This is a genomic window from Niabella yanshanensis (genome assembly GCF_034424215.1).
GTDB classification, from domain to species: domain Bacteria; phylum Bacteroidota; class Bacteroidia; order Chitinophagales; family Chitinophagaceae; genus Niabella; species Niabella yanshanensis.
The window spans coordinates 4,100,662-4,123,057 of sequence record NZ_CP139960.1 but is presented as its reverse complement, the minus strand read 5'-3'; the positions used below and the strand labels follow the sequence as shown (position 1 = coordinate 4,123,057).

The 22,396-nt window shown below is 42.1% G+C and carries 25 protein-coding genes; 5 read left to right on the top strand and 20 right to left on the bottom strand.

The window, feature by feature from the left end; translation table 11 throughout:
* Positions 1-204: 204 nt before the first annotated feature.
* The 14 genes from U0035_RS17145 to hemA form a co-directional block, all read right to left on the bottom strand.
* Positions 205-1,098 (bottom strand): hypothetical protein, encoded by an 894-nt coding sequence (locus tag U0035_RS17145; protein ID WP_114792423.1) that lies wholly within the window; start codon positions 1,096-1,098, stop codon positions 205-207.
* A 110-nt stretch (positions 1,099-1,208) separates the two neighbouring features.
* Positions 1,209-1,556, bottom strand: coding sequence for a hypothetical protein (locus tag U0035_RS17140; protein ID WP_162817972.1), 348 nt, complete (start codon positions 1,554-1,556; stop codon positions 1,209-1,211).
* A gap of 88 nt (positions 1,557-1,644) precedes the next feature.
* The gene (gene hemL / locus U0035_RS17135) at positions 1,645-2,934 is read right to left on the bottom strand and encodes a glutamate-1-semialdehyde 2,1-aminomutase (RefSeq protein WP_114792421.1); all 1,290 of its coding nucleotides are present in this window, start codon (positions 2,932-2,934) and stop codon (positions 1,645-1,647) included.
* 46 nt (positions 2,935-2,980) lie between these two features.
* Entirely contained in the window at positions 2,981-3,487 is a 507-nt protein-coding gene (locus tag U0035_RS17130) for an STM3941 family protein (RefSeq protein ID WP_162817971.1), read from the bottom strand.
* A gap of 27 nt (positions 3,488-3,514) precedes the next feature.
* Positions 3,515-4,873 (bottom strand): oxygen-independent coproporphyrinogen III oxidase, encoded by a 1,359-nt coding sequence (hemN, locus tag U0035_RS17125; protein WP_114792419.1) that lies wholly within the window; start codon positions 4,871-4,873, stop codon positions 3,515-3,517.
* Positions 4,873-5,856, bottom strand: a complete 984-nt coding sequence (gene hemB / locus U0035_RS17120; protein ID WP_114792418.1) for a porphobilinogen synthase — start codon at positions 5,854-5,856, stop codon at positions 4,873-4,875. Before hemB ends, hemN begins: the two co-directional genes overlap by 1 nt.
* A gap of 46 nt (positions 5,857-5,902) precedes the next feature.
* Complete coding sequence (locus tag U0035_RS17115; protein WP_114792417.1) at positions 5,903-6,268, bottom strand: four helix bundle protein; 366 nt, start codon at positions 6,266-6,268, stop codon at positions 5,903-5,905.
* 137 nt (positions 6,269-6,405) lie between these two features.
* Positions 6,406-7,302 carry a hypothetical protein gene (locus U0035_RS17110; RefSeq protein WP_114792416.1) on the bottom strand — a complete coding sequence of 299 codons (897 nt, stop codon included), beginning with the start codon at positions 7,300-7,302 and terminating at the stop codon, positions 6,406-6,408.
* A gap of 1 nt (position 7,303) precedes the next feature.
* Positions 7,304-8,266, bottom strand: coding sequence for an oxygen-dependent coproporphyrinogen oxidase (gene hemF, locus U0035_RS17105; RefSeq protein ID WP_114792415.1), 963 nt, complete (start codon positions 8,264-8,266; stop codon positions 7,304-7,306).
* A gap of 9 nt (positions 8,267-8,275) precedes the next feature.
* Positions 8,276-10,132 (bottom strand): M1 family metallopeptidase, encoded by a 1,857-nt coding sequence (locus U0035_RS17100; protein WP_114792414.1) that lies wholly within the window; start codon positions 10,130-10,132, stop codon positions 8,276-8,278.
* Between the two features lie 57 nt (positions 10,133-10,189).
* Positions 10,190-11,230 (bottom strand): uroporphyrinogen decarboxylase, encoded by a 1,041-nt coding sequence (hemE, locus tag U0035_RS17095; protein ID WP_114792413.1) that lies wholly within the window; start codon positions 11,228-11,230, stop codon positions 10,190-10,192.
* 31 nt (positions 11,231-11,261) lie between these two features.
* A complete protein-coding gene (locus U0035_RS17090; RefSeq protein WP_114792412.1) occupies positions 11,262-11,957 on the bottom strand; it encodes a uroporphyrinogen-III synthase in 696 nt (231 codons plus the stop codon).
* Complete coding sequence (gene hemC, locus U0035_RS17085; RefSeq protein ID WP_114792411.1) at positions 11,947-12,909, bottom strand: hydroxymethylbilane synthase; 963 nt, start codon at positions 12,907-12,909, stop codon at positions 11,947-11,949. Before hemC ends, U0035_RS17090 begins: the two co-directional genes overlap by 11 nt.
* Positions 12,909-14,150, bottom strand: coding sequence for a glutamyl-tRNA reductase (gene hemA / locus U0035_RS17080; protein ID WP_114792410.1), 1,242 nt, complete (start codon positions 14,148-14,150; stop codon positions 12,909-12,911). Before hemA ends, hemC begins: the two co-directional genes overlap by 1 nt.
* A 269-nt stretch (positions 14,151-14,419) precedes the next feature.
* Between hemA and hemH the strand changes: the two genes are divergently transcribed.
* The 5 genes from hemH to U0035_RS17055 all read left to right on the top strand — a co-directional run bounded on the left by hemH (position 14,420) and on the right by U0035_RS17055 (position 18,404).
* Positions 14,420-15,469: a ferrochelatase gene (gene hemH / locus U0035_RS17075; RefSeq protein ID WP_114792409.1), complete on the top strand. Its 1,050-nt coding sequence runs from the start codon at positions 14,420-14,422 to the stop codon at positions 15,467-15,469.
* 32 nt (positions 15,470-15,501) lie between these two features.
* On the top strand, positions 15,502-15,975 hold the full coding sequence (locus U0035_RS17070; RefSeq protein ID WP_114792408.1) for an OsmC family protein: 474 nt from the start codon (positions 15,502-15,504) through the stop codon (positions 15,973-15,975).
* 60 nt (positions 15,976-16,035) lie between these two features.
* Complete coding sequence (locus U0035_RS17065) at positions 16,036-16,368, top strand: four helix bundle protein (protein ID WP_114792407.1); 333 nt, start codon at positions 16,036-16,038, stop codon at positions 16,366-16,368.
* 82 nt (positions 16,369-16,450) lie between these two features.
* Positions 16,451-16,999 carry a CopD family protein gene (locus tag U0035_RS17060; RefSeq protein ID WP_114792406.1) on the top strand — a complete coding sequence of 183 codons (549 nt, stop codon included), beginning with the start codon at positions 16,451-16,453 and terminating at the stop codon, positions 16,997-16,999.
* A gap of 169 nt (positions 17,000-17,168) precedes the next feature.
* Positions 17,169-18,404 carry a purple acid phosphatase family protein gene (locus U0035_RS17055; RefSeq protein ID WP_211316512.1) on the top strand — a complete coding sequence of 412 codons (1,236 nt, stop codon included), beginning with the start codon at positions 17,169-17,171 and terminating at the stop codon, positions 18,402-18,404.
* Positions 18,405-18,415: 11 nt separating this feature from the next.
* Here the strand turns inward: U0035_RS17055 and U0035_RS17050 are convergent, their stop codons facing one another.
* The 6 genes from U0035_RS17050 to U0035_RS17025 all read right to left on the bottom strand — a co-directional run bounded on the left by U0035_RS17050 (position 18,416) and on the right by U0035_RS17025 (position 22,377).
* Entirely contained in the window at positions 18,416-18,988 is a 573-nt protein-coding gene (locus U0035_RS17050; protein ID WP_114792404.1) for a hypothetical protein, read from the bottom strand.
* Positions 18,989-19,098: 110 nt separating this feature from the next.
* The gene (gene atpH, locus U0035_RS17045; protein WP_114792403.1) at positions 19,099-19,662 is read right to left on the bottom strand and encodes an ATP synthase F1 subunit delta; all 564 of its coding nucleotides are present in this window, start codon (positions 19,660-19,662) and stop codon (positions 19,099-19,101) included.
* A 68-nt stretch (positions 19,663-19,730) separates the two neighbouring features.
* A complete protein-coding gene (atpF, locus tag U0035_RS17040) occupies positions 19,731-20,225 on the bottom strand; it encodes a F0F1 ATP synthase subunit B (RefSeq protein WP_114792402.1) in 495 nt (164 codons plus the stop codon).
* Positions 20,226-20,355: 130 nt separating this feature from the next.
* Positions 20,356-20,607, bottom strand: coding sequence for an ATP synthase F0 subunit C (gene atpE / locus U0035_RS17035; protein ID WP_114792401.1), 252 nt, complete (start codon positions 20,605-20,607; stop codon positions 20,356-20,358).
* 38 nt (positions 20,608-20,645) lie between these two features.
* Complete coding sequence (atpB, locus tag U0035_RS17030; protein ID WP_114792400.1) at positions 20,646-21,794, bottom strand: F0F1 ATP synthase subunit A; 1,149 nt, start codon at positions 21,792-21,794, stop codon at positions 20,646-20,648.
* A 97-nt stretch (positions 21,795-21,891) separates the two neighbouring features.
* Complete coding sequence (locus U0035_RS17025) at positions 21,892-22,377, bottom strand: nucleotidyltransferase (protein WP_114792399.1); 486 nt, start codon at positions 22,375-22,377, stop codon at positions 21,892-21,894.
* Between the last annotated feature and the right edge of the window lie 19 nt (positions 22,378-22,396).

The window sequence follows — 22,396 nt, the reverse complement described above, 5'->3', positions numbered from 1 at the left end:
GCTAATTGTTATATCTAAAATAATATTTTTAAGTATCGATTACTGCAAATACTTAATTACAACGTTTGAAATGGTTTCATAAGTTTCCTTCAATAATGGTATCAGTGCAGGTACGCCGCTACCTGGAACTTGGTATATCCTTATATATCAATAAAAAAGAGCCGCCATTTCTTCAAGGCAGCTCTTTCGGGTCTGATAACGAACTTATCGGCTTTGTTCTGTAAACTTTGCTTCATACAGTACCTGCAAGATATCTTTTACATTTTCAGGCTTTTTATTTACCTGCAAAGCATACTCAAGGTATTCTATTGCAGCTTTAATGTCACCATTTTTCAGGAAGCCTTTACCCAGTCCTGAAGTGGTGATACCGGATTCCGGATACAATACGTAGTTGGCTTTATAAATGGCTAATGCTTCTTTTAGTTTTCCTTGCGTTATAAAGAGATTACCCAAGCTATTCAACAAATGTTCATTGTCCACAAGGGGTTTGAGCATTGCAGCCAAACTTCGAATATTAGTGTGCGGATGCGTTAACACCTGTTCTGTTTCCCACTGATGGAGCAACGTAAAACTGGCGTAGTTAGGCATATAAGGTTTACCCGAAACAATTGTAAAAAGATCTCTTTCAAAGGTATAAACCGGAAACTCATTTATACGGCCTAACTCTTTCCCATTTTTGTAAATAATAAACGTGGGTACCCTATATATACCTTTAGTTTTTTCTTCCTCCTCAGGGCTTCTCTTGTAAAGGGAGTCGGTGCCTCCGAGACCAATAAGCTTTATTTGTTTTTCAGGGAAAGCAGTTGCCGACAATACTTTCAGCGCCCGGGGCACTTCTCTTTTCGAATCACCACACCAGGAGCCAAAGAATATTTCTACAATAAGATCCTTATAGCCCACTTTTTTTAGCTGATCGATTGCTGTCTGATCCGGGATATAAGAATCAAAGCCGGTGTTGAACCAACTTGTATAGGGTGTTTGTTTTAAATCGTTGATCACACATTGCCCGTAGATAATTTTATCCTGCGGCAATTTTTCCTGGGCGTTTACTAAACGAACAGTGAGGAATAATATTATTGAGCTGATTATTTTTTGCATTTAAATAATTTTGAAATGGTTAAATAAAAATAGCGTACGCAGGTTCTGATTACCCACGCAACATTGCGCGAAAGCATTAACGCTTCCGTCATCAATTGTCAAACCTTATATTAAGATTGCAATGCAGGAGGGCGCCACGGAAGTATCTCCACTCCTTCAAGAACCTGAAAGCGCATTAGAGGATAGCTTATTTTGTAATAGCTAACGTGCAGCTGGTCTGTGTTTAAAGATCTTGCATGATGGAAATATACATCGAGATGTGCATGTACATGGGTTGCGGGCTGCTCTCCCCCGGCTGCCTGATCTTTCTGAGGCGAAGTTAAAAGCTGCCTGCAATCGCATTGCTGACTACCAGGTTTCGCAATATTTACCAGCCGGCAATGCAGGTAGTTTAAATAGTGAGCGTCCTGCGCTACGAAAAAGGGTATAAAGTATAGTATCAATAAAATGTTGCGCAACAGCTTGTTTCGATTTATCTTATCGAATATAATAAAAAATGGAACAGTCTGATTCAAATTGACCCATCTCCGAATTTTATCGTTTTTATTATAATTCAGCTAAGCTTTCCCCTACAGCTTTTATTGTTGCATCAAGATCTTCATAAGTCAATGCATTGTTTAAGAACCAGCTTTCGTAAGCAGATGGAGGCAGGTAGATTCCCCGTTTCAACATTGCATGGAAAAACTGTTTAAACCTCTCAATATCGCAAGCTGCTGCAGTTGCAAAATCAGTTACGGGATGGGGACCAAAGTGTATGCTAATCATGCTTCCCAGATGATTGATCGTATAAGGTTGTCCCCATGCATGCAATACTTTTTCCAGTCCATCTTTCAGGTATAAAGTTTTATTATCCAACTCCTGTAACAACGATGGGTTTGCTTTCATTTCACTCAATAAAGTAAAACCGGCGATCATAGCGATGGGATTGCCACTGAGCGTACCTGCCTGGTAAACATTGCCCAATGGCGCTACCACTTCCATGATCTCCCGCTTACCACCAAAAGCACCTACCGGCATACCTGCCCCGATTACTTTTCCGTAAGTGACCAGGTCCGCAGCCACACCCAGCCTTTCCTGTGCGCCACCCAAAGCCAGACGAAAACCTGTCATCACCTCATCAAAAATGAGCACGATACCATTACTATCACAAACCTGTCGCAGACCTTCCAGGAAACCTGGTTGGGGAAGAATGCAGCCCATATTGCCCGCTACCGGTTCAACAATTATAGCCGCCACTTCATCTTTATTGTCTGCAACCAGTTTCTTAACCGCGTCCAGATCATTATAAGCGCAGGTAAGCGTATCGTTAGCGATTGCAGCTGTTACGCCGGGAACTGTTTGTATATTAAAAGTAGCCACCCCGCTTCCAGCCTTTACCAAAAACGCATCCGCATGTCCATGATAACAGCCTTCAAATTTTATAAACCTGTTGCGCCCGGTATAGCCTCTGGCCACACGTAGTGCGCTCATGCAGGCTTCGGTGCCACTGCTTACCATCCGTATCAGGTCTACATTAGGTGTAATAGATCTTATCAATTCAGCCATGTCAATTTCCAGTTCTGTAGGTGCACCAAAGGATGTGGAATACTGAGCTTTCTCGCAAATAGCTTTGACCACGGGTTCGTAAGCATGTCCCAAAATCATAGGCCCCCATGATGCGATATAGTCTATATATTGATTATCATCTGCATCATACAAATAAGCGCCTTTCGCTTTTTTGATAAACAAGGGTGTACCGCCCACACTTTTAAATGCCCGTACCGGTGAGTTAACACCGCCCGGGATACTCTGTTGCGCCCTCTCGAATAAAGCCTTACTTGACTGGTAACTATACATTATTGGTTATGCTTTAATTAATTCCTGATATGATACATTGACGCTGTCAACTGTTTTTAAATTCTTCCCGTTTATCCTTTATAAGTGTATATAATTCCTGGAAATCTATTTTTAAGCGACTGGCCGCAATGTTAACGGGCGTACGCAGGGTATTATAATTCATCTCCAGCATTTTTCTTTTCAATGGGTTCAACTCTGTAGCCATATATTTTTCCGGGTCTTTAATAGTGAGCTTTATGAAGTGATCACCATTATTCTCCAGGTGCCTGATCTCCGTAACCTGTGCCCAGCTTAGTTTTGGAAACATTACTCCCAAAGAACCATCGGCTATGCCTTCATTATCTATTATCAGACCGGGGTTTTTATTAAACAATTTTTGCGCAACAAATGCTGCACCAATAATAAAAATAAAAGAACCTATAAAGCCGGCTACTTTTATAAAGCCAGTGCTGCTGCTTCTTGTAAATAGCTGAGGCTGTATCGCCATTAAAGTAAATACTAAAAGCAGCATCACAAAGAACATAAATCTTTTGACGGCTTTTGATTTATTCATCGGCACTTTTATTACCATGATACGGTTTTATACGGTCATTGAAAATATTCTTGTCTGCGGTTGCCGGCGTATCAACCTAAGATCGAACGCCATGGCAATATTGCGTGCGAAAGTGCGGCCTTTTTCTGTTACCAGCAAATGATTCTCATCTATTTCAATTAAGCCATCCTGTTTCATTTCCTGTAAACGTTCCAGGATATCCGGTATCTCAGACAATTGCATGCTTTCTTCCTGCCAGGACGTTTCTAAATTGCACATCAGGTTCAGAATATGTTTTCTTACCACCAGGTCTTCCTCATTCAATATATGCCCTCTAAAAACAGGTAGTACCCCTTTGTTAACTCTTTTGGTATATTCTTCAACCGACTTATCATTTTGCGCAAACGCATACCAGCTATCGCTGATAGCCGACATCCCCAATCCGATCATCAGTTGGGTGGATGAGGAGGAATAGCCCATAAAATTCCGGTGAATCGTTTTATTCAATACAGACTGGTATAAGCCATCGGTGGGCAAGGAGAAATGATCCATGCCTACCTCAACATATCCTAAATCAAGCAGCAGCTGCTTACCATTTTCATACAAAGCCCTTTTTGTTTCAGCATCAGGCAGGTCATTTTCATCAAATCCTCTTTGTCCTACTCCTTTTACCCATGGCACATGTGCATAGGAATAAAAGGCAATACGATCCGGCTTAAGTGATATAGTCTTTTCTATTGTATCCCTCATGCTTTCCCAGGTCTGGTGAGGCAAGCCAAATACCAGGTCATGGCTGATACTTGCATACCCCAACGCCCTTGCATTGGCAGTCACATCCCTGACACGCTCAAAAGGTTGTAAGCGATTGATCGTTTTCTGAACCTTCAAATCATAGTCCTGCACACCAAAGCTCACCCGTCTGAAACCGAGGCTATATAAGGTTTCCAGATGTTGAACTGTCGTATTATTGGGATGTCCTTCAAAACTAAACTCGGGGTGCTCGTCGATATCTGCCAGAGCCAATATACCTTTTAATAAACGATGCAGGTTTTGAGGTTGAAAAAAAGTGGGCGTACCGCCACCCAGGTGCAGTTCTTTTATACAGGGACGATCGTCCAATAATTTGACATACATTTCCCATTCCTTCAGCAAAGTGTCGATATACGGATTCTCTACATCATGCCTTTTAGTAATCCGTTTATGACAGGCACAAAAAGTGCAGAGGCTTTCGCAAAACGGAAGATGAATGTATATACTGATACCCTCCTGACCATTACTGTCCTTAAAACTTTTGCGAAAGGTTTCAATCCACTGATCTGCGGTAAAAGACGCCTCATCCCAATATGGAACAGTGGGATAGCTTGTATACCGCGGACCCGGAATATTATATTTTGTTACCAGGCTCATTAGTTATTTAAAAGCTTAGCGGCATCTACTGCAAAATAAGTGGCAATTAAATCTGCGCCCGCTCTCTTAATAGAGGTGAGGCTTTCGAGGATGGCCTTATTTTCGTCGAGCCATCCTTTTTCTGCGGCAGCTTTAATCATCGCATACTCACCACTGACATGGTAAGCGCTTACAGGCACCGTTACACTATTTTTTATTTCCCTGATGATATCCAGGTAAGCCATGGCTGGTTTCACCATTACGATATCGGCGCCCTGTTCTACATCCTGTAAGGTTTCATTGATCGCTTCCAGCCGATTGGCATAATTCATCTGGTAGGTTTTCTTATCACCAAAGCCGGGTGCACTGTCCAGGGCATCTCTGAAAGGTCCATAAAAACAGCTGGCATACTTGGCACTGTAACTCATGATTCCTGTATCAGTAAATCCATTTTCTTCCAGCGCTTTCCTGAATGCGCCTATGCGGCCGTCCATCATATCGCTGGGTGCAATAAAGTCGGCTCCTGCAGCAGCATGAGACAAACTCATTAAAGTCAATGCTTCTACCGTCTGGTCATTTATTATTGTACCCTTTTCTATATCCACGATACCGTCATGACCATAAATCGAATACGGATCCAGCGCCACATCTGTCATTACAACCATTTCAGGCACTGCATCCTTAATAGCCTTCACACTTCTTTGCATCAAACCATCAGGATTCCAGGCTTCTTTCCCGGTATTATCTTTTACTTCATCCGATGCCTTTACAAACAATAGTACGGCTTTAATCCCAAGCGTCCACATCTGCTTCACATCTTCAATTGTCTTGTTCAACGAACGCCTGTAATATCCCTTCATGGAGGGTATCTCTTCTATTATATCCTGCCCTTCAGTTATAAATAACGGAAGAATAAAATCATTGGGTGTCAGTAGGGTTTCGGCCAGCAGGCTTCTGATGGCTCCCGACCTGCGCGTAATGCGGTTTCTACGTTGTAAGTACATATATCTTTCTATTTATGATGTATAGATTTAAATCCTAAAAACACGATCATCTTACTTTATTAATTTTTGATTTATTTGTTTTATCGGTCGCGGCAAAAATTGCCGTCAGTTCATTTGCTTCCTTAATTAATCTCTCAGGTTCCGGTCCCTGACTCAACCTCGCATCATTTACTACTTCCAGCCAATAATGACTCTCATCCGCCTCCTCTAATACAATTTCAATCTTGTATAAAAAATCGGCTGGAGATTTCGCCCTTACTGATGCTCTGTAGCTGGCACCTACCGATCCTGCAGATCGTATTAATTGCTTTGCAGTTTCAAAACCGGCTGCGTTCCTTGGAAAGTCTTCGCAAAGTTTAATAACATCTACATGAAATTTCTTTGTCCTGCTTTGCAATTCTTGCCTATTCATTGCTAAAAGTTTTTAGAATCATTTCACTCATCTTCCTATCAAGATATCCGAGATCAGAGATCCGACATCAGACATTTTTATTAGCTGATTTGATTCGCTTTGTCTGTGGCCGCGAAAGTTACCCATCTGACTTCTGGTCAGCATCCACCGAAACTATACTCCACTTCCACACCACCCTTCTTTTGCGTAAACTTCACACCGCTACCGCCACCTTCACTATTATATTGAAAATTATAAATACCTGCGGCTTTGACCTCATTTCCTTCATCATCATAATTCACAGGCTGGTACCACCATCTAAAATAATCATAGGAACTTTTAAGTTTATTAAAACTCTTCACCTCATCAGGCCTGTAAGTTCCTGCATTCTGCAGTTCCAGTAAAAACAACACGGCCTCATGCAATGAAAACGAAGGAAGAAATAGCGTATGTGTTTCACCACCCGCTCCGCCTTCCTCCATATATTGCTGCACAGCCTTGTATGTATATCCACCACTAAAAGAATAACTTTCGCTAAAATGAATTTCATCCTTATCCTGCTTTTCTAATTGATGCTTTTTATAACTAAGCGGCTTTCCTAAATATTCTTTCAGGGCATCAATAACAGGAAGATCGGGACTGTATTCATCTGATGTCTTTTTCTTATGAATAGGTTTGAGGGGGATATGTACTAAGAAAGCTGCAGGCACATAACCTTCTTTGTTATTGTAAACCACTTTAGCCCATTCCGATTTTAATGTATAAACATGTTTTTCATTGTCGCTATACTGCTCGACGCGGGTTGTTACTGTATCGCCATAATAACATAAATAGACGGGAAAGGTATTAGTTCTGCTAAACTCGGCTACCTCTACTTTACCTCCTCCGGCAATACTGCCAATTTGCCTGCTTTTTATATCAGGCCTTTCAAAAACTTCCAATGGGAAACCCTTCCAGTTATACCAGGTCTTTGTTTGAGCAATGCCTGCGAAAGGTAATAGCAGAACAGAAATGAGCAGGAACTTCATAGCTTTATGTTTACTTATACTAGTCATATCAACACCTGTTTACGCGGGATGCCCAATCCTCTTCAGAAATGTCAATGGTGGTGATCCATTCCCTTGGATGTTTACAGGCCTGCAATAACCGGTCTTCTTCGCTTTCGGGTACAGGTTGGTAATTATAATCAAAACGAACAGTGGCGGGTAAGCTCATCAAAATACTTTCCGTTCTACCATTTGTTTTGAGGCCGAAGATAGTGCCCCTGTCGTGCACCAGGTTAAACTCTACATATCTGCCACGTCTTATCTCCTGCCAGTATTTATGTGAAGGCTCAAACGTTGTATTTTTTCTTTTGTTGACAATAGGCAGGTATGCCGGTATAAATGCATTGCCACAGGCTTTTCCAAAGTTTATCCAAAAGTCTACATCCTTATTATCGTCCGCTTTTTGATGATCATAAAATATACCACCGATACCACGCCGTTCATTATCACGGTGGGTATTTACAAAATAGTCATCACATACTTTTTTGAACCGGGGATAAAATGAGCTGTCAAAACCATCGCATACATTTTTATAAGTGCGGTGAAAATGCACCGCATCTTCCTCAAATAAATAATAGGGTGTCAGATCCGTGCCGCCACCAAACCACCGGTCTATTGTTTCACCTTGTTCGTTATACAATTCAAACATGCGGTAATTACAATGCACGGTTGGTACAAAGGGATTAAAAGGATGGATAACCAGGCTGAGGCCTGCAGCAAACCATTGATCACCGTTAATGTTCAATGCCTTTCGCATAGTATCGGTGACCTGTCCATATACAACGGAAGTATTAACACCGCCTTTCTCAAATACATCTCCATTAGCAATAACGCGGGTTTTTCCACCGCCGCCGCCATCACGCGCCCACTCGTCCTCTACAAACTTAGCTTTTCCATCCTCCTGTTCCAGCGCCGCACAAATGCGATTCTGCAGGTCGTGAATAAATTCTATCCATTGTTCTTTTACGCTCATGATATCCGTTTATAATGAAAGAGTGTTATCGGCGGGTGTGGCATCCATAAAAATGCCCCCGTCAATCACCATAGTTTTAATCTTCTTATTAGTGGATGTTTTTATATTGATCGCCTTCGCACCTTGCCAAACTGCCGGGGTGTAATGCATGATCCGTTCACTTCCATCAGCCAAAACCGTCTTCACATCAAAGGGAATGGCAAATCCGCCTATATTTTCGACCTGTACCGTATGGATATCAATTTGCTTTATTCGCAGGTCGATATAATGATTGCTAAAAAACCAGTTGTTCCAAAACCAGTTTAGATTTTGTTGGGTTGCGGTATTGAAAGAATAAAAAAAATCCCATGGAATAGGATGCTTTCCATTCCAATTGGCCATGTATTGATGTAGCGCTTTTTTAAAAAGGGTATCTCCCAGCAGATCTTTTAGCGCTAAATAAGCCAATGCCGGTTTTACATAAGCATTATTACCATACCCCACACCACTTAACTGAGACGACATCGAAATAACAGGCTGATCCTGCTCGGCCGAAGGATCATTGATATAATGTTCCACACGAAAAGCCCTGAACACCGAATCTGCATAGGCTTTACCATTTTCCTCTCCCCCTATAAGATATTCGAAAGCCGTAGCCCAGCCTTCATCCATAAAAGCATAGCGGGTTTCGTTGGTGCCCATATAAAAAGGAAAGTAGGTATGAGCTACTTCATGATCCAGGGTTAAACGCGAGTCCTTTAAATCTTCGATTGATGCATCATTGACCATCATAGGGTACTCCATGTCTGCAAAACCCTGTATGGCGGTCATCGTGGGATAGGGATAAGGCACTCCCGGCCATTTGGATGAAAACCATTGAAGGCAGTACTTTCCCCAATCTACATATTGTTTAAAGTCTGCTGCTCCCTCTTTATAAGCCGCCTGCATGCTTACCTGTTTTCCTGTAACCATATCAACCATCGTATTTCCGGCATCCCAAACATAATGATTGCTTAAAGCAAAGCACATATCGGTTATGTTTTGAGCCGTAAAATGCCAGGTATTCCATTCCTGCTGTACGGTAATTTTACCTTCTTTCATTTGGTCGGCTGTAGCCACATGAATAACATTCCGAGCCGTGAAAGATAATTTCAATCTTTCGGCTGCTTCAGGCAACAATACCTCAGCAGCATTCTGCAGGGTTCCGGTGGCCCATACTACATAATTTTTAGGCACCTGTACCTTCAGATCATAATCATTAAAATCATTATAAAACTCCTGCCTGCCTACATGTTGCAGCCTGTCCCATCCGTTATAATCATCATATACTGAGATGCGGGGATAGGCGTACGCACAGAAAAAGGTTTGAGAATCGATCTGTCCTTCCCGGTCGCTGTGCCTGGACAGGGGATAGCTCCATTCTATCCTGACCTGCGCCTGCTGCCCGGGAAATATGGGCTTGACTAATTCAATAGGGCTTACAGTTCCCCAATCGCTTCCATCTGTTTTATAAATAAAACGATCGATGGATAGCATTTTTATTTTTAACCCGTCTGTTAAAAAATCTGCGGGAAAATAATCATAACGGGGAGCCTGGGGCTTGTGCAGGTTGTTGACAAAACGGATTATCAACTCTTTTAACGTATCAGGGCTATTGTTAGTGTATATAATTGTCTCACTGCCCGTAACTGTTTTGGATACAGGCTCTACCCGTACAGTGATATCATAAACACCTTTATTCTGCCAGTATCCTAAGCCAGGTACGCCCCGGAGAGACCGGGTACCCTTTTGGTACGCAGCTTTAATGTTGCGGGGCATATATAAATCCTGCGCTGCTAATGAGACAGTAAAAATCAACAGCAATAATAATCCAGCAAATTTTTTCATACCCAAATTCTTTGATCGGATCAAGTATCGATCACACAGGCATCTACCCCAACTAACTTAAAAACGGAACTCCTTAACCGTATCTACAAAAGCCCTGGCATGATCTACCGGCACATTGGGCAGAATACCATGACCTAAATTGGCAACATGCCTTCCTGGCCCAAAAGCCTGTAACATTTGTGTTACTTCTTTTCGGATCACCGGTGTAGGCGATAACAATTTTGCGGGGTCAAAGTTCCCTTGCAAAGTTACATGGGCGCCTGCAAATTTCCTGGCCATTGCAGGTTCAATACACCAATCTATACCTAGTCCGTGAGCTCCAGTAGCAGCCATTTCTTCCAGCGAACTCCAGGCCCCTTTTGCAAAAACAATGGTAGGTGCTTCGTCTTTTACAGCCGCCACGATTTGACGGATATATTGCAATGAAAAAGTTTCAAAATCCTGTTTGCTCAATAAACCACCCCAACTGTCAAATATCTGTACGGTATCCGCCCCGGCGGCAATCTGTCCTTTTAAATATCGTATGGTAGTATCTGTGATCATTTGCAATAAGGTATGTGCCAGCCCGGGGTTCTGGTAGCAAAATCCTTTAGCTTCATCAAAAGTCTTGCTGCCTTTGCCCTGTACCATATAACAAAGCAAGGTCCATGGCGCACCGGCGAAACCAATCAATGGCACCCGGCCGTTCAACTCCTGCTTAATCAGCTTGATGGCATCAAATACGTAATACAATGTATCATTTACATCAGGTACTTTAATGCGGTTCAAATCGCTTTGCGTTTTTATCGGGTCGGGCAATAAAGGGCCCTGCTTCTCTATTAACTGCACTTCAAGCCCCATTGCCTGGGGCACTACCAATATATCAGAAAATAAGATAGCAGCATCCACCCCTACAATATCCACCGGCTGTAAGGTAATTTCACAAGCCAGTTGGGGGTTCTGACATCTTTCAAAAAAAGAATACTTTTCTCTTAACCGGATATACTCCGGTAAGTAGCGTCCGGCCTGGCGCATCATCCAAACAGGCGTGCGTTCTGTCGGTTCCCCCAGTAATGTCCGGATCAATAAATCATTTTTTATAGTAGTATCTCTTTTCATCTTCTTATTACTTAAAATCTCTTTATGTTTTTTATACTTTCCCGAATGTTTCTTTCGCCTTTTTGATCACAGCCTGTCCGCTTGCTTCAGCCGCAACAATTATGTTTTGTGTAAACGGCTGTAAAGATGCTGCGGTAGTGTTTCCAACCGCAAAGCAGGCCGTTTCTTCTCCAATAAGGTTCACACTGCAGAAGCTTTTTACAGCGCTGGGGCTAAAAAAAAATATGCCATCAAATGATTGCGCTACTTGATGAGCCGTCTCATGAGTGCTGTAAACAACCAGTTGCTTTACGTCTGTTTTACCGGCTAATTTTTCGGGAATCGTATCCATACGTCTATCGCCACAAAAAAAATACGCTTCCGTGATACCGGCCTCTGTTATTTCACCTGCCAGCGAAGCACTGTCTGCGGCGGTTGCATGAACAGTTGACCGAGGGAAATGTTTCTGCACCTGATCTTTTGTAGCCCCGAAAAGACTATATATATCCCAGTTAACGCTTTTATTAGTTAGTGCAGCTACTGCCGTAACCGATTTAGAGCTGGTGAAAATAGCAGTAATAGATTGGCCACCTAAGCGGCGTATGGCATCAACTATAGCATTGTCAGTTACAGGTACCGTATCAATAAAAGGTAGACATTTAATATCCATTTCATGATTGGCAGCATCTGCTATGAGCGCTTCGTCCAATACTTTGGTGCTTAATATTTGTATCCTCTTATTTTGCATTTTTAAATGCAGTCACAATTTCCCGGCCACCCTGCTCCAAAACATCATGCCCGGCCAGGGTTCCGGCGTTATCAGCTTCCGCTTTACTAAAAGTTCTTTCCACAGCAACTTTCTGTGATCCGTCAGGCGATATAATATTCCCTTTAAACAGGATGCCCTGCGGAGTTACTTCGGCTAATGCACTTATGGGTGTTGAGCAACCGCCCATTAATGCGCTCAGAAAGTCCCTTTCTATTTTTACAGCAATTGCGGTATCATTATGATTGATCGGAGCAAAAGCTTCTAATATATTGTAGTCTCCGTCACGAGCCACAGCCATGATGGCTCCTTGCGCCGGAGCGGGCAACATCCAATCAAGATCTATGCTGTTTTCTGGTCTTACATTGATGCGCTCCAGACCTGCCGCGGCGAAAATTGCCCCATGCCATTGACTCTCGGCTACTTTCTTTAAACGCGTATTGATATTTCCTCTTAAATTCTCTATTACGGTTCCGGGATACCGGTTCAGCCATTGTGCTTTACGACGGATGCTGCTGGTACCTATAAGGAGAGATGACAGTTGTTGGTTGTCGGTTGACAGCAGTCCATGATTGATCTGAGTAATGCTGTCCTCTGTAAACTGTTCTCTGTAAACTAAAATATCTTTGTAGCTCGCCCTCTCTAATACAGCTGCCTGAACAATACCTTGCGGTAATTGCACCGGCACATCCTTCATGCTATGCACCGCTATATCAATGCGGTTATTCAGCAATGCGGCATCCAGAGCGCGGGTAAATACACCCTGTACACCCATTGCATATAAGGGAGTAACCAGGTCTATATCACCTTCGCTTTTTATAAATACCAGCTCAGCGGCGTGGCCATTGTCTTCGAGTAATTTCTTTACCAGGTCTGCCTGCCATACTGCCAGCTGACTCTCTCTGGTACCAATTCGGATAGGATTATTTTGCATCAGGACATTTGCAGGTAATCATTGATCAGGTTGATAAACTGACAGCCCTTATCGTTCTTTGTTTTCAAATTCACCGCCAATTGTTTTACGGCTTTCTGGGCTTTCACCGTTTGTTGTTTTAATTGAGCATCTCTGGCAAACTCACAAGGGTGTAATTGTAGTTTATCAATTTCTTCGAGCTTACTTTTCCAGGTTTTCAAATGCAGGGCATACCTGTAATCTTTTAGCCATTGCCAGAATTCCCGGGTATAATGTTCAATAATGGCTTCCGCTTTAGGCACTTCATCCCTCCGCTTTGCCAGGGTTTTATCTAAAATAGTAGTAGATATTTCATCTACATCAATCACCAGTTTACCCTTCATTTGTTTTACATCAGGGTGTACATTTACCGGCACCGACAGATCGAGGATTAATTTATCATCCACCTCGTTAAAATGCGAAGGCAGAACAGTAGGCTCGTTGGCGTTCGTACACACAATAACCACGTCTGCTTCAGTAATAGCCTCCGCTTTATTTTTATAGGCAGAGAATAAAATACCGTTAGCCCGGGATAAAGCATAAGCCGTATCATCGGTACGGTTCATCACGGTAAGGCTCACCCCCGGAAAATAATTAACCAGGTTCTTACAAACATTAGCCCCGAATTTACCGGCACCTATCACCAATATCTTTTTACTGGCTAAATCGGGAATTGCTTGTAATAACTCAATTGCAGCAAAAGATACCGAAACAGTTCCATTGCTGAGTTCCGTATCAGTCTTTACTTTTTTTGAAGCCTGGAATACGAAATTCAGGGTACGATCCATCACTGGTCCTATTACGTCGTTAACCTTTGCCAGGTCGATCGCTTTTTTAATCTGACCGAGTATTTCGTAATCGCCCAATATTTGTGAATCCAAGCCCGAAGCCACATTAAATAAATGTTGCAATGCAGGATTACCATTCTTTAAATAAGCATATTCAAAAAATGTATTCCGGTCTGCACGGCATTCGTCCAGCAACAGGTTTACCAGTTGCATTACAGACTCTGCAAAACCATAGATTTCGGTACGGTTACAGGTGGAGACTACAAAAACACTTTTGAGATCGGCAGCTTTAGCCGCCAGTGCCAGCTTTGCAAACTGGTCATTATTAATAGAAAACAGCCCCCGGGTGGCGGTATCTGCTTTGTGGTAATTGATTCCCGCAACGCAAAACCTATCGAGCACTTGTTTTGAAATATGAAAATCTTCTGCAGACATTTGAGTGGTGCAAATGTATATAAGGTTACCCATCTGCGCGTCATAAAAATGTCATCTGGATAAAAAAGATATCATCATATTATATGATCAAAATCATATTTAATTAGAGCAGTCGCCGCAACTATTTGCTACCTTTGCAAAAATTTTTTGATCTGGCTTAAGATAACTCTCAAATGCTGCGCCCTTCCATTCAGGCAGGCCGTGCAGGTGTCTTGACCCCGTCGAAATATCCCTTGCAGCAGCCGTTAAAACCTGCATGGAACTGAATAATGAAAACAGGAATTATATTAATGAACTTGGGGTCACCCGACAGTACCAGCGTACCCGATCTGAAAGCGTATCTGAAAGAGTTTTTGATGGATGAGCGGGTGATTGATAAACCACTCTGGTTAAGAACCCTGCTGGTAAAAGGTATTATTGTGCCAACCCGGGCTCCCAAGTCTGCTGAAGCTTATAAAACCATTTGGTGGGAAGAAGGATCTCCGTTGGTGGTACTTACCGAACGCCTGCAAAAAGCGCTTCAGGAAAAAGTTACCGAGCCGGTTGAAATTGCGATGCGGTATCGTAAGCCCAACCCCAAAACAGCTTACGATAATTTACTGAAGAAGATCCCTGACCTGGAAGAGGTGATCCTCGTGCCTTTATATCCTCATTATGCCATGAGCAGCTGGGAAACAGCCGTGGTATATATGAAGGAAATTCACAAAAAACATAATTATAGTTTCCAATTAAAAACGGTACCACCTTTTTATAAACATCCTGCATACATCAATGCTTTGGCAGAAAGCATGAAGCCTCATTTGCAGGATGATTACGATCAATTGCTATTCAGCTATCATGGTATTCCCGAGCGTCACGTGTTGAAGACCGATCCTACTAAACAACATTGCATGCAGGTGGATAACTGCTGCTATAAGGCCAGCGAATCTCATCTTACCTGTTACCGGCACCAGGTGACCATGACCAGCGAACTGGTGGCTAAAAAATTAGGATTAAAGAAAAACCAGTGGGCACAAAGCTATCAAAGCCGACTGGGACGCGACCCCTGGCTATTACCCAGCACGCAGGAGCGATTGCCTAACCTGCCCAAAGAGGGAGTAAAGAAGATAAAAGTGGTTTGTCCTTCTTTTATCAGCGACTGCCTGGAAACACTGGAGGAAATTGAAGAAAGAGGCAAAGAAGACTTTATAGCAAATGGCGGAGAAAAGTATGAATACATTCCCTGCGTTAATACCAGTGAAACATGGGTGAATGCATTGGTACAACTTATAGAGGAAGCCAAAGACGCGCCCTATGAACAAATGAGTATTCAAAAATAATTGTAAAGCCGCTGAGTGGCTTTTTTCATTGTATGGCAAAACAACATCAGTATAAGGTCACTATTTCCTGGCGGGATGATAGCGGCACCAACGGGTACGCCGGTTATTCACGGGATCATACCATTAATGTTACCGGTAAACCCGCAATTGGAGCCAGTTCTGATCCGGCATTCAGAGGCAATCCGGCTAAATATAACCCGGAAGAGTTGTTCCTCGCCTCCATTTCCAATTGCCATATGCTTTGGTATTTGCATTTATGCGCAGTAAATGGCGTAATAGTGCTCCATTATGAAGACAACGCTGAAGGAATTATGGAAGAACAAGCCAATGGGAGCGGACGATTCACTGGTGTAACTTTGTACCCGGTTGTCACTGTTTCGTCAAAGGAGATGCTCCATAAGGCAAATGAATTACATACTGAAGCCAATAAGTTTTGTTTTATTGCCAATTCCCTGAACTTTCCCGTTGCGCATCAACCGGAGATCATAGCGAAAGAAAGTGAGTAGTCAAAGGTGAAGAGTGAATAAGGGTATTTTCGCTACCTTTAAGGTGCTAAATCATCACCTATGTTTCTAAAATTAAATCATCAAAACCTGGAAGCTTATAAAGTTTCGCAAAGTCTTTTAGTTGACTGTTACAAAATCTCTTATACCTTGCCTGATCATGAGAACTTTAATATGATATCCCAACTCAGGCGCGCCGCATTATCCAATGTACTGAACATTGCCGAGGGTGCTTCAAGGAAATCGGAAACAGAAAGAAAGAGATTTTTTGAAATTGCCAGAGGTTCCGTTGTAGAAATTGATGCAATTCTTGATGCAGCCGCAGCATTAGATTACTTAAAAAACATACCTTTAGATCAATTGGGGTTGATTTACAAAACTCATTTAAACTGGTAACCGGATTAATAAACTTAAGAATACAACCCTGATATTTCTCTATTCACGATTGACTATTGACAATTCCCTATTCACTATCCACATGTCTTACCTGTATTTTAAAGCTGTCCATATCATCTTTGTTGTCACCTGGTTTGCTGGCTTGTTTTACATGCCCCGTCTGCTTATATACAACGTGGAGGCGAATGATAAAGAACCTGCCGTGAAGCAGGCACTGCAATCACAGTTCGGCATCATGATGAAAAGGCTTTGGTACGGCATTACCTGGCCTTCGGCTATTTTGACTTTGATCCTGGGGCTGTCAGTTCTTTTCAAAGGACCCTGGGCAGGCATTTTACTACATAAAGAAGGTTTATGGTTGTTACTTAAACTCATTTTGGTAGTCTTTCTTTATGGGTATCATTTATACACACATCGCATTTTCAAACAGCAATTAAGGGGCATTTTTACCTTAAGCTCCCAGCAGCTAAGAATGTGGAACGAAGCGGCTACCCTGCTTTTGATCAGCATTGTAATGCTGGTGGTAGTCAAACACGGTATCAGCCTCGTATGGGGATTAGTGGGCACCGTACTTTTGGTAATCATTTTGATGCTGGCCATCAGAATTTACAAACGCCTTCGAAACAACTAATTGAATCCTCAAAACAGGAACAGGTTTCAAGCGAGGTCCAAAAAGTAATATTTAGTTCAAACGTTTGCGCTACCAACCGCCTGCGCCTTCTCCTATCTTTATAGAAATTATTAGCCCTGCAAAAACAGGTGGAGTACTTACTATGCTCCCATCTTAATTAAATACACATATGATGCATACAAAGTCTTCATTAAAACGTCGCAATTTCATCGGCAATATATCCAAAGCCAGCCTGCTGGGTGTAATGAGCGCAGGCAATGCCACTACGCTAATAAAAGATGTAAATGAGCTGTCAGCCCGACCGGCTGAAGGACATATATTCTTAGCTCAACCTTATTTGCAGGCCCCGTCTGAGAACAGCATGAGCATTATGTGGATCACTAATAAACTTTGCTATAGCTGGGTAGAGTATGGAGAAGGAGATCAACTCAACCAAAAAGCGCATGAAATTAAAGATGGTTTGGTGAACGCTTATAACCGTGTAAACGCAGTCCGGTTGAACAATTTAAAGCCCAACACAACCTATAGCTACCGTGTTGTGTCGAAAGAGATCCTCGAATTTCAGCCTTACAAACTGGTTTACGGCATCACCATCACCAGCGATACCCGGACCTTTACAACAGTAACGCCCAAAGCCAATGAGGTGAGCTGGCTGATCATGAATGATATTCACGATCGCCCCCAGTCTATACCTCACCTGATGAAGCTCAATGGGAATACCCCTTATGATTATGTATTCTTTAATGGCGATATTTTTGACTACCAGACAGACGAAAAGCAAATTATTGACCATATGCTTACACCCTGCCTGGAAAGCTTTGCAGGTCATAAACCATTTTTGTTTGTAAGAGGAAATCATGAAACAAGAGGGAAGTACAGTCGCGAATTGGCGGATTATTTCACATCCCCCTCGGGCAAATATTATTATGCTTACCAATGGGGGCCTGTATATAGTATAGTGCTTGACACCGGAGAAGACAAACCCGATGACGCACCTGTTTACGCAGGCATCGTCGATTTTGATTCATACCGTAAAGAGCAAGCCGCATGGCTGGAAAAGGAAATGCAAACTCCGGCTTTTAAAAGAGCTCCTTTCAGGGTGGTGATGATGCATATACCCCATTTTTATTCGGGCGACTGGCATGGAACTTTACACTGCCGCGAGTTGTTTGCCCCTCTTTTTGATAAATACAAAGTAGACATGGTCATCTCTGGTCACACCCATAAATTTGGCGTCTTTGCACCTGAAAAAGGCAAACATAATTATCCCATTGTTATTGGCGGCGGGCCCAAAGATGGTAACAGAACCCTGATAAAAGTAACTGCCAACCAGCAGCAACTTTCTTTAAAAATGCTAAAAGATGATGGCAGCGAAGTGGGTAACTATATGGTTAAAAGAAAATAACGTACGACTTATCACTTTTTTCCGGCTATAAAGCTAAATGCAATTCTCAGGTTGGGGGCTACCACCCAATCTGAGAAATCGGTGCCGCCGATTACTCCGGCCTGCCATTCAAAATTTAATTTGGAGGATAAGGATCGTTGCATTCCCCAGGCAATGGTAAGGCCCACCGCTTCACGAGCTGTTATATTTCCAGAAGACAGGATGGGGTTTCCATTTACAAAAAGATCGGTTGCCAAGAAATTAGCTGTATTATTATCAATACTTTTTCCTTTGCGAAAGCGCTTGTCCAGGTTGTAATAGTTTTTAAAACCGATACCCAACTCGGGTACTATGGCATAACGGAACGCTGTTCCGCTAATAGAACCTGCACTAAAAGACATGCCTCCTGCAACACCGCCTTCCAACGTTAATACAGATTTACGACTAACAGGCTTCTCCCATTGATAGGTGAGCCCCAGCAGGGATAATTTTATTTTATGCAGTGGTTGCACCTGCGGCAAACCCCGATCGCCCTGGGCATTTATGCTCTGCCCTACTCCCAAATAACATAAAAGGAAAAAGAAGCAGGAAATTGGTATTCTCATAAAGCTAAATGGTTAATATAACAGACGAAAATAGTCGGTGTTCAGTTGCATCCACAAAAAAAGTCTGCAATTGACTTGCAGACTTCCTATATTATTTTCCTAAGATGTTTTTATCTCACCTTATAAATGAAATCGTTATTCTTAAACTGCTTAGCAACTTCCCGAAGATCGTAAGCAATGCTGGCGTCTACCATTTTATCGCCCATTTCCAAAACAAAACCGCCAATAATATCAGGATTAACTGTTTCCTCCAGTTCTACTTTTTCGACACCTGCCGCTTTTTTAACCTGTGCGATAATACCATTTTTTGTAGCATCACTAACAGCCACAGCTGTTGTCAATTTTACGGTATTGATATTATTGTGCCGCTTATATAAGGCTACAAATGCAGTTAGTATTTCGGGTAAATGAGATTCCCGCGCTTTGCTGATCAACAAGCGGATGAAGCCGGATGTAATTTCGCCGATATTACCTTTAGCCACTGCCTCCACAATTTTTTGCTTTTTGTCTGCCTTAATGATCGGGCTACGCATTAAGCTTACAAAATCGCTGTTTGATTTACATACAGCCTGTAACCACTGAATATCCGCAAACACCTGGTCCAGTTGTCCTTTTTCTACCGCAATATCCAGCAATGCTTTTGCGTATCTATGCGCTAAACGAGGATTCAGCATTTTTTATTACTATTTAATATTTCAGATTAATATACGTCCTGTTCTACCAACCGGTTCCGCCAGGTTGCTTAATTCAACTTAATGCTGTCAACCAAACCGTTGATATGTGCTTCCTGTTTGTTAGGGCTGCTCAATTCCTGCTTCAGAATTTTCTCACTTACTTCCACAACCAGTTTACCCACTTCATTTTTCACTTCAGTTAAGGCAGCCATTTTCTGCGCATTAATCGCTTGCTGGGCATCAGCAATGATTTTAGAAGCTTCTGTTTTAGCCTGCTCTTTTGCTTCGTTGATGATCTTATCCTTCGTTTCGCGTGCTTCTTTCAATAAAGCAGCTCTTTCTTCACGAGCTTTAGCTAATAAAGCTTCGTTCTCATTTTGCAATTGAGCCATCTCTGCTTTCACTTTCTCAGCAGAAGCAATAGCCCCGGCAATATTTTGCTCACGCTCGTTTAACGATTTCAGAATAGGCTTCCAGGCAAACTTTTTCAGTATCAGGAATACCACTAAAAAGGCTACAAGCGCCCATACAAAATAACCGAGGTCTGGAGTAACTAATCCCATTTTTATTTAGTTGAAAGTCCATGGACTATGGTCGATAGACAATGGACAGATGATAATTTTACAAAAAGAACTAAAAGATACTGCACCCGCCGCCCTTTGCTTTAGATGCAGTAAAATTTTGATGAAGCTACTACTTCAGTACAGCCAATAAACCTGCGATTACCGCAAACAGGGCAACACCCTCAATAAAGGCTGCAGTTAAGATCATAGCACCACGAATGTCGTTAGCTGCTTCTGGCTGACGAGCGATACCTTCGGTAGCACCTTTACCGATTTGGCCAATACCCAAACCAGCACCAATTGCTGCTAAACCAGCGCCAATAGCACCACCTACGTGTGACCAGCTACCAGTTACTTCCAACAAAGTGTTTAATAAATCCATGATTGTGATTTTATATATAATTAAAAATAAAAAACTAATTAATGATGCGGATGTACATCTTCTTCGTAATGATGATCACCAATAGCCCCACCGATAAATACTGCGGTAAGATTGGTGAAAATGTATGCCTGTATAAATGCTACCAGAATCTCAATTACGTAAATGAATACGGCAAACGCTATAGAAACAGGAGAGAATGCGTATCCTGCACCTTTGCTCATTTCTCCGAAAATAAATATCAAACTGATAAAGCTCAGGATGATAATGTGACCAGCAGTCATATTAGCAAACAAACGCACAATCAGGGCGAAAGGCTTGGTAAACACACCTAATAGCTCTACAGGGATCATCAGGATCTTAACCGGAAGTGGTACGCCAGGAAACCAGAATACGTGTTCCCAATAATGCTTATTAGTGCTGAAAAGGATCACGAAGAAAGATATAATACCCATTACAGCTGTAAAAGCAATATTACCTGTTACGTTAGCTGCACCGGGCAATAATCCAAAAATGTTATTGATTAAGATAAAGAAAAATACAGTTAACAAGTAAGGCAGGTATTTTTTATACTTCGGTCCGAGATTAGGTTTCGCAATATCGTCACGCACAAAAGTAATAACCGGCTCTACCGCATTCTGGAAACCTTTAGGAGCTGAAGTAACACCTTCACCTTTCAGGTATTTTTTAGCCAAAGAGGTTAATATCAATACTAAAACGATCAGCGCTAATAACATTTGCGATACGTTTTTAGTAATAGAAAAGTCGAAAACTTTCACAGACTCATCTACATTCCCGTTTGCATCAACAGGCACTATTTTATCATGCTCTAATTTATAACCATTATAAACTTCATGCCCATGATGAAAGTTGGAAGACATAAAGGCCGAAAAACCTCTCTGCGGAGAATATACTAAAACCGGTAAAGGTAAAGTTGCGTGAAATTCACTGCCATCGCTCTTTTTAAAAGAGAAAAAATGGAACTCGTGGGAGTCTGCAATGTGGTGCAAAATAGCTTCACCAGGGTTAAAAGCCGATTCTGCAGCTGCGCCATGTTCGCCAGCCTCGTGCTGCTCTGCCGGAGCAGCTTCATGCCCTCCCTCATGTTGTGAAAAAGCCGATTGCCCTGCAAATACTAAAAACAGGCTGAAAGCCGCTACTAGAAAGGATTTGAAGCCGTTTGAACCCATAATTCGGTGAAATTTGGCGCAAAGATAAGGGGAGTATGGGAAAATTGGCCGATTTGGCGATTGAAAAGTTAAGAAATAGCAGTTTCCTGTCCTTCTGCTAGAGGTTCTCTTTTTCTCTTAGTTCCTTTATTCTTTCCAAATAAATAATATCTATCTGATCTTTAGGGCGGTTTACTGCTTTTTTATTGGCAATAAGATGATTAATATGTAAAAAAGGAACAAGAACATCATCAATATCCGCCACACCCGCCAATTTCAGACATTGCTCAAAAGAATACCCTTCCAGCCCTTTCATATTCGTTATTAAATCCAACCGATAACCATTATTGAGATGGAAATAAGTCCAACCTGGTACGATTTGCATGGTGGCGATCATGTAATAATTTTCGCCGGAATACTCTTCGAATGCCTTTCGAAATTTTTCTCTGTTGCTTTTTGTGTCCTTAAGCCAAACATCAACATCTTCGGTACTGCGCTGGTATCCGTTAAAATTGATAGCAACGCCGCCAACCATAATGTATTTCACTTTATGTTTGTTAAGATAGCTCCAAAACTCTAACAACTCGGTGTCAAATATGTCCATAAGAGCCCGCTATTTAGTC